11 protein-coding genes, 1 tRNA gene and 1 pseudogene are annotated in these 14,100 nt (G+C 62.8%); 6 read left to right on the forward strand and 7 right to left on the reverse strand.

The features are described 5' to 3' along the window. Window positions 1-65: 65 nt before the first annotated feature. A tRNA-Gln gene (locus tag ACZ9BX_RS10655) sits at window positions 66-140 on the reverse strand. A 159-nt stretch (window positions 141-299) separates the two neighbouring features. Between ACZ9BX_RS10655 and ACZ9BX_RS10660 the strand changes: the two genes are divergently transcribed. From ACZ9BX_RS10660 to ACZ9BX_RS10675, 4 genes and pseudogenes are all read left to right on the forward strand, one after another. Next, a complete protein-coding gene (locus ACZ9BX_RS10660) occupies window positions 300-596 on the forward strand; it encodes a cupin domain-containing protein (RefSeq protein WP_476217740.1) in 297 nt (98 codons plus the stop codon). Window positions 597-599: 3 nt separating this feature from the next. Further along, window positions 600-1,532 carry an MBL fold metallo-hydrolase gene (locus ACZ9BX_RS10665; protein WP_476217741.1) on the forward strand — a complete coding sequence of 311 codons (933 nt, stop codon included), beginning with the start codon at window positions 600-602 and terminating at the stop codon, window positions 1,530-1,532. Further along, on the forward strand, window positions 1,519-1,971 hold the full coding sequence (locus tag ACZ9BX_RS10670; protein WP_476219972.1) for a thiol-disulfide oxidoreductase DCC family protein: 453 nt from the start codon (window positions 1,519-1,521) through the stop codon (window positions 1,969-1,971). The genes ACZ9BX_RS10665 and ACZ9BX_RS10670 overlap by 14 nt, the downstream gene beginning before the upstream one ends. Further along, a pseudogene (locus ACZ9BX_RS10675) lies at window positions 1,968-3,665 on the forward strand (SDR family oxidoreductase). The gene ACZ9BX_RS10670 and the pseudogene ACZ9BX_RS10675 overlap by 4 nt, the downstream one beginning before the upstream one ends. Before the next feature lie 9 nt (window positions 3,666-3,674). Here ACZ9BX_RS10675 and ACZ9BX_RS10680 read toward each other — a convergent pair. After that, window positions 3,675-4,580 carry a DUF1499 domain-containing protein gene (locus ACZ9BX_RS10680; RefSeq protein ID WP_476217742.1) on the reverse strand — a complete coding sequence of 302 codons (906 nt, stop codon included), beginning with the start codon at window positions 4,578-4,580 and terminating at the stop codon, window positions 3,675-3,677. 222 nt (window positions 4,581-4,802) lie between these two features. On the opposite strand from ACZ9BX_RS10680, the gene ACZ9BX_RS10685 reads away from it, so the two are divergent. Both ACZ9BX_RS10685 and ACZ9BX_RS10690 read left to right on the forward strand, forming a co-directional pair. Further along, window positions 4,803-5,192 carry a hypothetical protein gene (locus ACZ9BX_RS10685; protein ID WP_476217743.1) on the forward strand — a complete coding sequence of 130 codons (390 nt, stop codon included), beginning with the start codon at window positions 4,803-4,805 and terminating at the stop codon, window positions 5,190-5,192. 87 nt (window positions 5,193-5,279) lie between these two features. Further along, window positions 5,280-5,549: a hypothetical protein gene (locus tag ACZ9BX_RS10690; protein WP_037140672.1), complete on the forward strand. Its 270-nt coding sequence runs from the start codon at window positions 5,280-5,282 to the stop codon at window positions 5,547-5,549. On the opposite strand, the gene ppdK is transcribed toward ACZ9BX_RS10690, so the two are convergent. The 5 genes from ppdK to ACZ9BX_RS10715 form a co-directional block, all read right to left on the reverse strand. Next, the gene (gene ppdK / locus ACZ9BX_RS10695) at window positions 5,537-8,209 is read right to left on the reverse strand and encodes a pyruvate, phosphate dikinase (RefSeq protein WP_476217745.1); all 2,673 of its coding nucleotides are present in this window, start codon (window positions 8,207-8,209) and stop codon (window positions 5,537-5,539) included. The genes ACZ9BX_RS10690 and ppdK overlap by 13 nt on opposite strands. 403 nt (window positions 8,210-8,612) lie before the next feature. Beyond that, window positions 8,613-12,074: a chromosome segregation SMC family protein gene (locus tag ACZ9BX_RS10700; RefSeq protein WP_476217747.1), complete on the reverse strand. Its 3,462-nt coding sequence runs from the start codon at window positions 12,072-12,074 to the stop codon at window positions 8,613-8,615. A 267-nt stretch (window positions 12,075-12,341) separates the two neighbouring features. Beyond that, a complete protein-coding gene (locus ACZ9BX_RS10705) occupies window positions 12,342-13,034 on the reverse strand; it encodes a DsbA family protein (RefSeq protein ID WP_027507677.1) in 693 nt (230 codons plus the stop codon). A gap of 220 nt (window positions 13,035-13,254) precedes the next feature. Then, window positions 13,255-13,521: a type II toxin-antitoxin system ParD family antitoxin gene (locus ACZ9BX_RS10710; RefSeq protein ID WP_476217748.1), complete on the reverse strand. Its 267-nt coding sequence runs from the start codon at window positions 13,519-13,521 to the stop codon at window positions 13,255-13,257. 58 nt (window positions 13,522-13,579) lie between these two features. Further along, entirely contained in the window at window positions 13,580-14,065 is a 486-nt protein-coding gene (locus ACZ9BX_RS10715; protein WP_132560068.1) for a DUF721 domain-containing protein, read from the reverse strand. Window positions 14,066-14,100 lie beyond the last annotated feature (35 nt).

Consider the following 14,100-nt stretch of genomic DNA (forward strand, 5'->3'; position numbering starts at 1 on the left):
AAAAGTGTTCCGGAAGCGATTTTTTCAATCTGCCTAAGTGAGTGATTACAAACGAAAATAAGCAGTGGCTGGGGCGCCAGGATTCGAACCTGGGAATGCCGGTACCAAAAACCGGTGCCTTACCGCTTGGCGACGCCCCACCAGCTTGAGAGCGGAAACCCGCTTGCCGAAGCGAGGCCTGATTAGCAAAGGTCCGGCTGCCTCACAATCACTAACTTGCGCTTACGGCATATTTCTGTGCGCTTCTTCCGGCGCCGTGCTAGGTCTTGTCCCGCCCCGCCAAAGTCTCAGGAGAGATGATGAGCCAGTACCGTGCCCGCCCGCCTGCAGTTGCCACGCTCCTTCTCGACGATGCCGTGGTGCGCATCACGCGCTGGGATTTCGAGCCGGGTGCGGATACCGGCGTGCATACCCACGGCTTCGGCTATGTCGTCGTGCCGATGACCGATTGCGAATTTCTGCTCGAGGATGCGGACGGCAGCCGGCGCGTCGACATCGCCAACGGTGCCGCCTACCGGCGCGAGGCGGGCGTAGAGCACAATGTCGTCAATGCCGGAAGCGAGCCGATGTCCTTCATCGAGATAGAATACAAGTAAGCCATGCCGAGCCCGACATTCGATCTTGCCTTCGAGCCTCACTATGGCCGCGCGGTGGATGTGGCGCCGGGGGTCCAGCGCGTCACGGCCAACAATCCGAGCCCCTTCACCTTCCACGGCACGAACAGCTATATCCTCGGAACCTCGTCCGTCGCGGTCATCGATCCGGGGCCGGAGAACGAGGCGCATTTTGAGGCGCTGATTAAGGCGCTCAGGGGCCGGGCGGTCACGCATATTGTCATCACCCATACGCATCGCGACCACTCGCCGCTTGCCGCACGGCTAAAGCGGGAGACCGGCGCCGTTACCGTCGGCGAAGGACCGCACAGGGCGGCGCGGCCGCTCCATGACGGCGAGGTGAATCCCTTTGCCGAAAGCTCCGATACGCATTTCGTGCCGGATATCGCAATCGGCGACGGCGAGACCATCGAGGAGGACGGCTGGGCGCTGACGGCGGTGCTGACACCCGGGCACGCCGCAAACCACGCGGCCTTTTCGCTCGACGGCACCGGCATCCTCTTTTCCGGCGACCACGTCATGGCCTGGGCGACCTCCATCGTGGCGCCGCCGGACGGTTCGATGGCCGACTACATGGCCTCGCTCGACAAACTGATTTCGCGCCGCGACCACCTGCTTTTCCCGGGCCATGGCGGGTCGGTAAAACGCCCCGTCTCCTTCATGCGGGCGCTGAAGACGCACCGCCGCATGCGCGAGCGCGCGGTGATGGAGCGCATCAAAGCCGGCGACCGGCTGATTCCCGACATGGTGAAGGTGATCTACCGCGACACCGACCCGAGGCTGCACGGCGCGGCAGCACTCTCCGTCTTCGCGCATCTCGAGGACCTGGTTGAACGCGGGATCGTGCAGACGGACGGACCGCCTTCGCTCTTCGGGGGGTATCAACTGGTGGCTGGGGCGGATGATGAACCGAAATGACTACAGCTATCGGCGCGATGCGGCTGTTCCGGCCTTTCCGGACGACAAGCCGCTCATCATCTTCGACGGCGAATGCGTCTTCTGCTCCGGCTGGGTGAAATTTGCGCTGAAGCATGACAGGGCGCAACGCTACTGCTTCCTCGCTGCGCAATCAGCGCTCGGCGCAGCACTTTACCGCCACTACGGCCTGGACGAGCGGGACTACGAGACGAATATCCTGATCGAAGACGGCCGCCCGCATTTCAAATCCGAGGGTTCGATCCGCATGATTGCCGGACTCGGCTTTCCATGGTCGCTCGCCCGCATCCTCTACATCCTGCCGCGTCCGTTTGCCGACCGGCTCTATGAACTCATCGCCAGGAACCGCCTGAAGATCGCGGGGCGCCGGACAACCTGCTATGTCCCTTCGCCCGAGGAACGGAGCCGCTTCCTGGCATGAGCGGCCCGGCCCTTCGCATTCTCATCATCGGCGGCTATGGCACGTTCGGCGGCAGGCTGGCGCAGCTTCTTTGCGGCGACGAGCGCTTCTGCCTGCTGATCGGAGGGCGTTCGCTCGCCAAGGCGGCTGCCTTGCGTCCAGCCTAGGCGGAAAAGCCGGCAAGGAGCCGGCGGAGTTCGACCGCAACGGCGACGTTTACAAGCAGCTGTCAGCGTTAGCACCCAATTTAACTATCGATGCTTCTGGGCCGTTTCAGACGATGGGCCGCGATGCCTCTTGCATACCGAGGGCCTGCATATCTCTCGGCATCGACTACGCCGATCTGGCGGACAGCCGCGAATTCGTCCGCGGGATCGCAGCGCTGGACGCGGAAGCTCGAGCGGCAGGCGTATTCGTTCTGTCGGGGCTGAGCAGCTTTCCCGCTCTCTCCCGTGCCGCGCTCGACCGGCTGGCACAGGATTTTTCGCGGATCGACCATGTTTCATCGGGTATCGCGCCCTCGCCGCACGCCGGCATCGGTCTCAACGTCATCCGGGCGATATCGAGCTATGCCGGAAAGCCCGTGCGGATCCTTCGCGACGGCATTTCCGCGACTGGCCTTGGGCTGATCGCGTGGCATCGCGTGACGGTCGCGCCACCGGGATGCATCCCGCTCAAAAGCAAACGTTTCAGACTGGTTGAAGCGCCCGACCTCGATCTTCTGTCTCACCGGTTCGACGGCCTTTCTTCAACATTCACCGGAGCGGCGACGGAGCCGCAGAGCTTGCAACGACTGCTGGCCGCAACGGCGCAACTGGTGCGCCTCAAGCTTCTTCCTTCGTTGCTGCCGTTTGCCCCATTGATGCATCAGGCAAGCAAACTCCTCGCCTTCGGCGAACACAGAGGCGGCATGTTCGTCCGCGCCTCGGGATTGGATCGGGCCGGCCAGCCGCTCGAAGCAAGCTGGCATCTGGTCGCGGAAGGCGACGATGGGCCGTTTATTCCTGTCACCGGGCTGGAAGCCCTGCTCCGCAAACTGGCGAATGGAAATCGACCGGCCGAATGGCGCTCGTTCGGCAGCCGGCGAATTGCCTCTTGAGGCCTTCGAAGCGTGCTTCGAGCGCTTTGCCATCTGTACCGGCACGCGCCACGTTCGGCCGGGAGCGGTGGGCGGGGGCCTCTATCGGCGCCTGCTCGGCTCGGCCTGGGAACGGCTGCCGCCTGCAATTGCCGCGGCGCATGACGCGAAAGAGGGCGGGCACAGGCTCTCCGGCCACGCGCGCGTGGAGCGCGGGACTGGCTTTCTAGCCTCGATAGTAGCTTCGGCCGTGGGCTTTCCGAAAGTACAGGATGATGTTGCTGTTCGGGTGTGCTTCGCCGCCAAAGGCGAAAGAGAGTCCTGGATACGCAATTTCGGCGGTGCAGAGTTTCGCAGCGTGCAACTGGAGGGCCGTGGGCGCGATGCGCATCTGCTCGCTGAAGATTTCGGGCCTTTCCGGATTCTCATGGCACTGGCGCCGGATGGCGCCAGGCTGCGGTTTGTCGTGCGCGGCTGGCGATTTTTCGGCATTCCCCTGCCTCTGGTGCTGGCGCCCGGCGGCGATATCTACGAGGAGGAGCGCGAAGGCCGGTTCCATTTTCATGTGGAAGTCGGCGGACCCCTTACCGGGCTGATCGTGCGCTATGCCGGATGGCTGGAGAAAGAAGGCGGCTGAGGCCTGTTCTTACCCCGCGATGCCCAGCAGTTCCATATCGAGGGCTTCGAGATAGCGGTCGGCGATTTCGGCGCTGAGGCCGAGGTCGTGCTGGCCGTAGCGGGAGGCGACGCGGATGTCGACGAAGGTGGTTTCGGCTTCTTCGCGCAGCCGGATGACAACGTCGAAGTGCAGGCCGAGGATAAGCGTGCGGGCTTCACCCTGGAGCGTCACGCCGTTTGCGCTGCGGATGAGCTCTGCGACATCGTCCTCATAAGGCCGCGGCGTGGGAACGGGGACCTGATCGGGCGCTTCGGCGACAGCATCGCCATCAGGCGCTGGCCTTGCCGGCGCATCCTCGAGATCGCGGACCGGTTCGCCTTCGCCGGCGTTTCTGGTGATCGTGATGCCATCCAGCTTCGCCACTTTCCTGACGGCTTCGAGCACCCGGTCGATCGCGCCTTCATAACGCCGGCCGGTTAGTTCCGGATAGGCGGCAAGCTGCTGTTCGCGCTCTTGCGGCGTGACGTCGGGATTGCGCTTCATCCAGATCTGATCGGCATGTGGCGGCGAAAGCCAGTCGGGCGCGGAAACGACATCCGTCGACACGTCGTAGATCGCCGGCAGCGTGAAATAGCGCTCAGCGGCAAATCCGCCGAAGCCCAAGGGAAGGATCGCAAAGATCAGCGCTTTCAGCGCATCGAGGCCGGCTTCGGCTCCTCGCACCCAGAGGCTTCTGAGGCCGACGGCCGCAAGCAGGGCGGCCAGCATGGCAAAGCCGATGGAAACGAGAAGCAGTAGCACGAGATAGGGCGTGGCGAGCCCGCCGAAGCGATGGGCGACGAGCACTGCGACCCAAAGGACGAACGCAAACGCCCCGAAGCGCCGCGCGAAGCGGGCCGAATTGGAAACGGGGCGGTCAAAGCGGATGGCCATCAAACTTACCAGTTATGCGCAGGCGTTTACCGCCTGCGAGGGCGCAAGAAGCGCCCACACTTGTTTATGGCAAGATTCGCCTAAATTGAAACTGTTGTCTCCGCCGCTAGGGCCGCAATCCACCAAAAGGCTGTTATGGCTTTCATAAGAGACATCTGATATGTCACTAGAAAGACAGCTCCAGCGGATTTGTGGACAACAGGACGGATCAGGAGTAACGCGATGCTTTCATCGGAAGCAACCGAAAGACCGCAAGTATCATCGCTTGGCGCAAGCGATCCATCCGAGGCCTTCCTGCCGATGGAGCTTCTCGAGCTCGAGCTTTCGCTCGAAGGCTATGACGGCGGGGAAGAAGGCTTCTGCGAGGCGGTGCGCGCAGCTGCCGCCAATGCAAATGGCGAATTCCTGTTCGATCTTCCGGCAGCCGGGCTGATCGAGGATTGCCGGCGCATCGCCGTTTTGCGCATCCCTTCGGTAAGTTCCGAAACGCGTGTCGTGCTTGCCGTTCTCGATCGCGATGGCTCCCAAATCCGCGTGCAGGCGCCGGATGAGGAGACCGAACATCTCGTGCAGTTCGCCGATGCCTTCATCGAAGTGCTGGAACGAATCTGATCTCAACCGCGTTCTTCGATGTTTGTTGACGTGAGCCGGCAAATCGCCTCTTGTCTGGCGACCGGCTCATGCATCGGAGAATGTGCTATGCGTCTTTCCGCTCTTTCCCTGCCCCTCGCCGCAATCGCGATCGGCCTTTCGGCCTGCCAGAGCCTCACGCCGGAAGAACGGCGGGCTGCCGACGAGCGGCAGTGCCTCGGCTACGGCTTCAAGCGCGGCACCAATGCCTTTGCCACCTGCCTGCAGCGCATCGATCTCGACAGGCGCGCCGACGCGCGAGCATTTCGCCTGCAGGCGGACGAGAACTTCGACGATTTCACCCGGCCGATCTACTATCCGCGCTATTACCGCCGCTGAGCAGCACTTATGACCGCCTGCGCCGCCGCCAGCCGCGCAATCGGTACGCGGAACGGCGAACAGGATACATAATCGAGGCCGATCTCCTCACAGAAATGGATCGAGGCCGGATCGCCGCCATGTTCGCCGCAGATGCCGAGCTTCATGTCGTTGCGCGTGCGCCTGCCGCGCTCGGCAGCGATGCTGATCAGCTCGCCGACGCCATCGAAATCCAGCGAGATGAAGGGATCGTGCTCGATGATGCCCTTGCGCTGGTAGGTCGGGATGAAGGCAGAGGCGTCGTCGCGCGAGATGCCGAAGGTCGTCTGCGTCAGGTCGTTGGTGCCGAAGGAGAAGAATTCGGCCGCCTCAGCGATCTTGTGCGCACGAAGGGCCGCACGCGGCAGCTCGATCATGGTACCGACGAGATAATCGATCGTCATGGCCGCTTCGGCCATCACATCCCTGGCGATCGCGTCGATCCGTTCCTTGACGTAATCCAATTCCGAACGCAGGCCGACGAGCGGCACCATGATTTCCGGCACGACAGGCGCACCTGTTTCCTGGGCGGCTGCAACGGCCGCTTCGAAGATGGCGCGCGCTTGCATCTCGACGATTTCGGGATGGGAAATGGCAAGCCGGCAGCCGCGGTGGCCGAGCATCGGGTTGAACTCGTGCAGCGCGTCGACGCGCTGGCGAAGTGAGGCAGCCTCTATGCCCATGGCGGCGGCGACATCCGCGATCTCTTCCTCGGTTTTCGGCAGGAATTCGTGGAGCGGCGGGTCGAGCAAGCGGATCGTCACCGGGAGACCGTGCATGACGCTGAAGAGGCCTGTGAAATCCAGCCGCTGCATCGGCAGCAGCTTGTCGAGCGCCGCACGTCTTCCCTCCTCGTTTTCGGCGAGGATCATCTCGCGCATGGCATGGATGCGCTCGCCTTCGAAGAACATGTGCTCGGTGCGGCAGAGACCGATCCCTTCGGCGCCGAAGGCACGCGCAGCGCGTGCGTCGGCGGGGGTATCGGCATTGGTACGCACGGCCATGCGACGGGCCCTGTCGGCCCAGCCCATGATGCGGCCGAAATCGCCTGAAAGCTCCGGCTGGATCATCGGCACCTCGCCCTTCAGCACCTGCCCGGCCGAGCCGTCGATGGTGATGATGTCGCCCTTCTTCAGCGTCACGCCGACGCCGATGAGGCGCTCGTTGCGCAGATCAATTCGCATGGTTCCGGCACCGACCACGCAGGGGATGCCCATGCCGCGGGCGACCACCGCCGCGTGGCTGGTCATGCCGCCGCGCGTGGTGAGGATGCCTTCTGCGGCATGCATGCCGTGGATATCCTCCGGGCTGGTTTCGACGCGGAGCAGAATGACCTTGCGGCCCTCCTCCTCCGCCACGACGGCCTCTTCGGCGGTAAAGACGATCGCGCCGGTCGCCGCCCCCGGCGAAGCCGGCAATCCGGTGCCGATCACTTGGCGTTCGACGCGCGGGTCGATCGTCGGGTGCAGAAGCTGGTCGAGCGTCGACGGCTCGATGCGCATCACCGCCTGCTCTTCGGTGATCAGCTTTTCGTCCACCATATCGACGGCGATCTTCATCGCCGCCTTTGTCGAGCGTTTGCCGGAGCGCGTCTGCAGCATCCAGAGCGTGCCGCGCTCGATGGTGAATTCGATGTCCTGCATGTCGCGATAATGCGCTTCGAGCTTGGTGCAAATGCGGATGAGTTCCTCGAAAGCCTCGGGCATTAGCTTTTCCAGCGACGGGCGGTCGGAGCCGGAGTTGATTCGGCCCTCCTCGGTGATGCTTTGGGGCGTGCGGATACCGGCAACCACATCTTCGCCCTGCGCATTCACGAGGAATTCGCCGTAGAGGGACTTCTCGCCGGTCGACGGGTTGCGCGTGAAAGCAACGCCGGTTGCCGAGGCATTGCCGAGATTGCCGAAGACCATGGCCTGGACGTTGACGGCCGTACCCCAGGCTCCCGGAATGTTGTGGAGCTGGCGATAGGTGACGGCGCGCGCGCTCATCCAGCTTGCGAAGACGCCGCCGATGGCACCCCAGAGCTGCTCCTCGGGATCCTGCGGGAACTCCTCGCCGAGCTCCTCCTCGATCAATTCCTTATATAGCGAAACGACATGCTGCCAGTCAGTGGCAGCCAGCTCTGTCTCGAATTCATGGCCGAGACGGGCCTTTTCGTCCTCCAGAATTTCCTCGAAAATCTCGTGATCGAGGCCCATGACGACATCCGCATACATCTGGATGAAGCGGCGGTAGCTGTCCCAGGCGAACCGCGCGTCGCCCGCGTCATGTCCAAGCGCCTGCACGGTTTCGTCGTTGAGGCCGAGATTGAGAACCGTATCCATCATGCCCGGCATGGAAACGCGGGCACCGGAGCGGACGGACAAGAGCAGCGGCCGGTCTTTTGCGCCGAACTGCCGGCCGGTCGCTTTCTCGATCGTCTCCAGTCCGCGGCGGATCTCGTCCTTCAGGACGGCATTGATCCGCTTGCCAAGCTCGTAATAAGCGCTGCAGGCATCGGCGACGATGGTGAAGCCCGGCGGCACCGGCAGGCCAAGGCTGCACATCTCGGCCAGATTGGCGCCCTTGCCGCCCAAAACGTCATGGTCCCGTGCGCGACCTTCCGCCTGCCCGTTGCCGAACGTATAGACCAGTTTGGTCATCTTCCCCCCGATATCAAAATCAGGACCAGCTTATTCCCTTGGTCCTGAAATGAAAATCGACAAATACGGCGAAATGTTGCACCGCACAATGGATGCGCACAGTTTCGAACCGTTTGAATGGAGGAGGGAAGAAAAAAAGCTTTGCGGGACTGCAACAACCGTCCCGCAAAGCCTTATTTCCGTCCAGCCAGGAAACTGGACGGGGGGTACGCTAAACCGGGTCAATCGGACCACCCTCGTCCAACATTATACCCGGCAAATCCAACATGCGCATAGCCGACCCTCAGGCCCGCCGCATGGAAACAACTTCTAATTCAATTCCGCAAAATGTGCATCACCCAATTGGGTTAACGCGTCCTTTGCGACCTGACCTTTTTTGGGTATTTATGAAAGCGCTTATTTTTCAAGCCGTTTCGCGAAGGCGTTCGGCGGTTTGCAGGTCGACGGAAACAAGCTGCGATACGCCCTGCTCCGCCATCGTTACACCAAAAAGTCGATTCATGCGCGCCATGGTGATCGGATTGTGAGTGATGATCACGAATCGGGTCTCGGTCGATGCGGCCATTTCATCCATCAGGTTGCAATAGCGCTCGACATTGTGGTCGTCGAGCGGCGCGTCCACTTCGTCGAGCACGCAGATCGGGGCCGGATTGGTGAGGAAGACGGCGAAGATCAGAGCCATGGCGGTCAGCGCCTGCTCGCCGCCGGAAAGCAGCGTCATCGTCTGCGGTTTCTTGCCGGGGGGGCGCGCGAGGATTTCGAGGCCCGCTTCCAGTGGATCGTCGGATTCGATCAGTTGCAGCTCCGCCGTACCGCCGCCGAAGAGGTGGGTGAAAAGGCGCTGGAACTGGCCGTTGACGACATCGAAAGCGGCGATCAAGCGTTCGCGGCCTTCGCGGTTGAGGCTCTGGATCGCGCCGCGGAGCTTGCGGATGGCATCAATGACGTCGTCGCGCTCCCTGATCAGCGCTTCCAACTTTTCGGTGAGCTCCTTCTGCTCTTCCTCGGCGCGGAGATTCACAGCCCCAAGGCGCTCGCGCTCCATCTTCAGCCGCTCCAGCTCGCGCTCGACTTCGCGCAGGTCTGGAACGGTCTGCATGGCCTGCAGGCCCGTCAGGCGGAACGCCTCGTGCGGCGGAACATTGAGCGCTTCCCGGATGCGGCTCTCGCTCTCCTGCCGCTTTTCGCGCGCCGAGACGAGGCGCTCTTCGGCGCGGCCTCGACGCTCTCGGCTTTCTGCGAGTTCGGAAAGGGCGGTGGCAGCCTTGTGATCGGCTTCGCGCTGCACGAGTTCGGCGGCAGCCAGAAGATCTGCGGCCCCCCGGCGTGCAGCTTCTGCTTTCTGCAGTTCGTTCAGCAGCGCATGGCGCTTGTCTTCGAACTCATCCGGCGCCATTTCGAGTTCGATGGCTTCTTCGCGGGCCTCCTCCTCGCGGTCGCGCAGGGTCGCTATGTGCTCTTCGGCGCCTGCGGCGCGCTGGCGCCAGGTCTCCCGCTCCTGGCCAATCGCCACGATGCGGCGCTGGCGGGCCTCGTTTTCGCGGTTCAGGCTTTCATGGCGGGCACGAGCTTCAGCCGCAAGGCCGCGATCGGTTGCGACCTCGGCCTGCTGAATGCGCAGCCGGTCGTCGAGCGCGACGATATCCGGCGCGTCCTCAAGCTCGATACGCGCATTCTCTTCCTGAACGGCGAAATCTTCCTGCTGCGACTGGATCTGGCTGACGGCTTCCGCGATCACGTCGCGGCGGCGGATGAGATCACCGGCGGCGCGTTCGGCAGCGGCCAGCGCGTCGCGCGCCTCGGCAAGGTGCCTTGCCGAAAGGCGGCTCATGTCCCGCACTTCGTTGAGCCTGCGTTCCTCGCCGCGAATGGCCTCGCTCGCCATTGCAAGCCGCTCTTCCGCTTCGGCCAGAACGTCGCGGGCAAGTGAAACTTCGCTTTCCAGCTCGTCGAGACGGTTCTTCTGGGCGAGGCGCAGGGCAGCCGCGCTCGGGGCGTCGGCGCCGGTTACATGGCCGTCCCAGCGGTAGACGGCGCCGTCCTTCGTCACCAGCCGTTGCCCGGGCTTCAGCTCCTTCATCAGCCGCGCGGCGTCGGCATCGGCGACGAGGCCGATCTGCTTCAAGCGGCGCGTTAGTGCAGCCGGCGCGCCGACATGGTTCCGCAAGGGCTCGGCGCCCACCGGCAGCGCGGGGTCAGACGCGCCGTCGCCATTTCCCGACCAGTGGGCCGGCGCCCTCGGGTCGAGAGGCGATTCCAGATCGTCGCCGAGTGCAGCACCCAACGCCGTTTCGAAGCCTCGATCGACACGGAGATCATCGGCAACGGATGGAAATTCCCCCGCCGCCGCACCTGCGGCAAGCATGCGCGAGATGGTGCGAGCTTCGGTTTCCAGCGCATTCAGCTTCGAGCGCGCCTCCTCGACCGGCCCGCGGGAAAGCGCTTCGGTCTCGCGGGCTGCGGCGAGCGCCTGTTCGACCGCCTGAATCACCGTTTCGGCTTCCGCGACGGCGATCTCCGCGGCTTCGACAACCGCTCGCTTTTCATCGGGATCGGGCAGCGCAGCGATCTTTTCGGTCACGCTGGAGAACTCGCGACTTGCCTCGTCCAGCTGCCGTTCGAGGCGCATCTTGCGGTCGGCGAGATCGCGGATCGCGCGTTCCAGCTGATGGCGTCCGGCCGCGGCCTCGGCGCGCTCCGCGGTCAGTGCCGCGAAAACATGCTCGCTGTCGGCAAGCTTTGCCGCCGCACCTTCGAAAGCTTCGCGCAACTCGTCGGCATGGCGTCCGGAATCCGCCAGTATTTCCGTAATATCCGCGTCCTCTGCGTCGAGACGCGCTAGGATTGCGGCATTGTCCGAGACCAGCCGCTCCTCGCGCTGAATGTCCTCGGCAAGCTGCGCCAAGCGGCGGGTCAGCTCGTCGCGGCGGCGCAGGATACGGTTCGCGTCATCCTCAAGCTGGGTCTTGGCGATCTGCAGCCGCTGGAGGGCGGCAGCGGCACGCGCCTCGCTCTCGCGCAGCTCCGGCAGCTTCAGGCTGGCGACGCCTTGGGCCTTTGCCGCCTCCATCTGGATCTGGGCCTTTTCCGCAACGACGACGGTCGCCTGGTTAAGGGCGCTATCGGCCTCGGCTTCCGCCTCCTTCGCCTGCACCCAGCGGATATGCAGGAGTGTCGCTTCACGCGCGCGGATTTCGGCGGACAGCGTCTTGAAGCGATTCGCCTGGCGTGCCTGGCGCTTCAGGCTCTCGATCTGGCCTTCGAGTTGCGAGGTCACGTCATCGAGGCGTTCGAGGTTGCCTTCGGCGGCGCGAAGCCGCAGCTCTGCCTCGTGACGGCGGGAATACAGGCCGGAAATGCCGGCCGCCTCTTCCAGCAACTGACGGCGGGCCTGCGGTTTGGCCGAAATCAGCTCGCCGATCCGCCCCTGGCCTACCATCGACGGTGAACGCGCGCCGGTCGAGGCATCAGCGAAGAGGAGCTGCACGTCCTTGGCACGGCTTTCCTTGCCATTAATTCGATAGATCGAACCCTGCTCGCGCTCGATGCGGCGGGTCACCTGAATTTCGTCGCTGTCGTTGAAGGCGGCAGGCGCCGTGCGCTCGCTGTTGTCGAGATAGAGCGCGACTTCGGCCGTGTTGCGCGCCGGGCGGTTTCCCGAACCGGAGAAGATCACGTCGTCCATGCCGGAGGCGCGCATGTTCTTGTACGAGTTCTCGCCCATCACCCAGCGCAATGCCTCGACAAGATTGGACTTGCCGCAGCCGTTAGGCCCGACAACGCCGGTGAGGCCCCGCTCGATGATGAATTCCGTCGGCTCGACGAAGGATTTGAAGCCGATGACGCGGAGCTTGTTGAACTTCATGCGAGGGCTCCGGAAGAAGCGGCGGAGGGTTTGATACCTCCCTCTGCCCTGCCGGGCATCTCTCCCATTGGCGGGAGGCGGCGGCTTCCCCAAACAACCGGGCCATCGGCTAAAACACTTGTGACGGGCGGGAGAGCTGCCCCATCCGATCTCCCCCCTTGTGGGGGAGATGTCCAGCAGGACAGAGGGGGGTGCTCGCGCCAAGCCTTGAAACGAAAAACAGGCAGACAGCCACGGCCAGCGCCCGTCATCGCCAAACGGTACGGATCAAAGCAGGCTGTCGATGAGGGCCGACATGGTGTCAACCGGCATGTCTCCAGAATAACGCTTCCCGTTGATGAGGAAAGTCGGCGTGGCATCGATGCCGAACTCCTTGGAGCCCCTTTCCCGCGTGGCGTTCACTTCATCCAGAAGCTTCTGGTTCGTCAAGCACTTCGTAAAACTATCCTCACTAAATCCAGCGAGTTTAGCCATCTGGAGAAGTGCAGCACGCCGATCTTCGGCGGCGGCCCAGGTTTCCTGCTGTTTGAAAAGCATGGAAACCATCGGGAAATACTGTTCCGGCGTGCTCAATTCTTCCGGCTTGGAGGCGTTGCAGCGGGCGAGCATGAAGGCTGCGGCAGCCGCCGGATCGAACGGGAATTCGCGGATGATGAAGCGCGCCTTGCCGGCATCCACGTACTTCTTCTTGATCTCGTCGAAGGTCGTGTTGTGGAAGTGGGCGCAATGCGGGCAGGTCATCGACATATATTCGACAATGGTGACCGGGGCATCTTCCTTGCCAAGCGCCATTTCCGGCAGCGGACCGGGCTTCAACACTTCCGTCATGTCGACATCGCCAGCCGGCTGCGGAAGTTCGGCTGCTGCGTTTGTCGCGCTTGCGACCGCAAGTGTCGCCGTCGCGGCGGCCATGCCGCTCAGAAGCTGGCGTTTCGTCAGTTGCATTTCAGAGATCAGCATGGGTTCCCCTAATCAAGAGTGGCGGCTGAATGTGCGATATAACGGCGCGCAGCCGCGAACAAGGCACGCTTCGCCAACTTTCTTCAAAGAATTGTGACCTGGTGGGACGAAAGCTTGCGTTGCACGCCACATCTGCAATTTTCAGTTTCGCCGCTTGCTATGTACTCGTAGATTTCGAGCAAATCCTTTTCTGACCTGGGGCGGAATACGACGCCGGCTGTCACTGTCCGCTCTTCATTCGCTCGGCATGGAGGCGCTCGATACGATCAAAAACGACATCCGCATTGATATCGAGAGCCGGATCATCAATCGCTTCACGGATTTTCTCGCGCACGATTTCGTTGAGCGCTTCCTCTTCGCGATCGAGCGCCCTCAGCGCTGCGCGCAAGACCTCACTGGCGGAACTGTACGCGCCGGATTCAAGCCGAGCATCCAAACTTTTCTGCTGGGAGCCGAGTGTGACGGTGATCGGTTTGCTGGTTCGCACCAACCCTGCCTTCTGTTGATAATTACACTGCAATACAGAAAGGCAAGTTCACGCGGCGCTATCGCCGCTTCCCCAATACCGCGGTGCCCAGCCGCTTCACCGCCTCGCGCAGCTTGTCGCCTTCGATACCTTCCATCATGCTTTCAAGCTTTCGGGCCGCCTCGCCCTTCAGCGGCTGCGGCGGACGCGATCGTTTGGCCGCCTGCGAAACCGGCTTCTGGACGATGCGGATCTGGTGGACGGCGGCGAAGCCGAAGAAGCTGTTGATGCGCTGGATGAGTTCGCCCTGCGCGTGGGTCAGGAACAAAGCGCGTGCGCCTTCGCAGGCGATCGTCAGGACGCCGGGCTTATAGGTGCCATTTTCATTGCCGCGCACCCAGGCGATCTTTTCTGGCCGCGTGCAATCGGCGAAATCCTCGCCGACGATTTCGTCCCAGCAGCCGAGCAGCGCGGTGTTGATACCGGCGCGTTTTGCAAGCACCGGATCGATGAGCCCGTTCGCCAGTTCGGATATCTGCTTTTCAGCTTTACGTGGATAACTCATCGAAACCTTCAGGTGCCGCCGCCATTCGGCGCTGC

The sequence above is a fragment of the Rhizobium sp. USDA 3886 genome, assembly GCF_056279785.1.

What these genes read in the sequence shown, in the direction of transcription:
- ACZ9BX_RS10660 (WP_476217740.1), top strand. Translation starts at nt 300, where the DNA reads ATGAGCCAGTACCGTGCCCGCCCGCCTGCAGTTGCCACGCTCCTTCTC.
- ACZ9BX_RS10665 (WP_476217741.1), top strand. Translation starts at nt 600, where the DNA reads ATGCCGAGCCCGACATTCGATCTTGCCTTCGAGCCTCACTATGGCCGC.
- ACZ9BX_RS10670 (WP_476219972.1), top strand. Translation starts at nt 1,519, where the DNA reads ATGAACCGAAATGACTACAGCTATCGGCGCGATGCGGCTGTTCCGGCC.
- ACZ9BX_RS10680 (WP_476217742.1), bottom strand. Translation starts at nt 4,580, where the DNA reads ATGGCCATCCGCTTTGACCGCCCCGTTTCCAATTCGGCCCGCTTCGCG.
- ACZ9BX_RS10685 (WP_476217743.1), top strand. Translation starts at nt 4,803, where the DNA reads ATGCTTTCATCGGAAGCAACCGAAAGACCGCAAGTATCATCGCTTGGC.
- ACZ9BX_RS10690 (WP_037140672.1), top strand. Translation starts at nt 5,280, where the DNA reads ATGCGTCTTTCCGCTCTTTCCCTGCCCCTCGCCGCAATCGCGATCGGC.
- ppdK (WP_476217745.1), bottom strand. Translation starts at nt 8,209, where the DNA reads ATGACCAAACTGGTCTATACGTTCGGCAACGGGCAGGCGGAAGGTCGC.
- ACZ9BX_RS10700 (WP_476217747.1), bottom strand. Translation starts at nt 12,074, where the DNA reads ATGAAGTTCAACAAGCTCCGCGTCATCGGCTTCAAATCCTTCGTCGAG.
- ACZ9BX_RS10705 (WP_027507677.1), bottom strand. Translation starts at nt 13,034, where the DNA reads ATGCTGATCTCTGAAATGCAACTGACGAAACGCCAGCTTCTGAGCGGC.
- ACZ9BX_RS10715 (WP_132560068.1), bottom strand. Translation starts at nt 14,065, where the DNA reads ATGAGTTATCCACGTAAAGCTGAAAAGCAGATATCCGAACTGGCGAAC.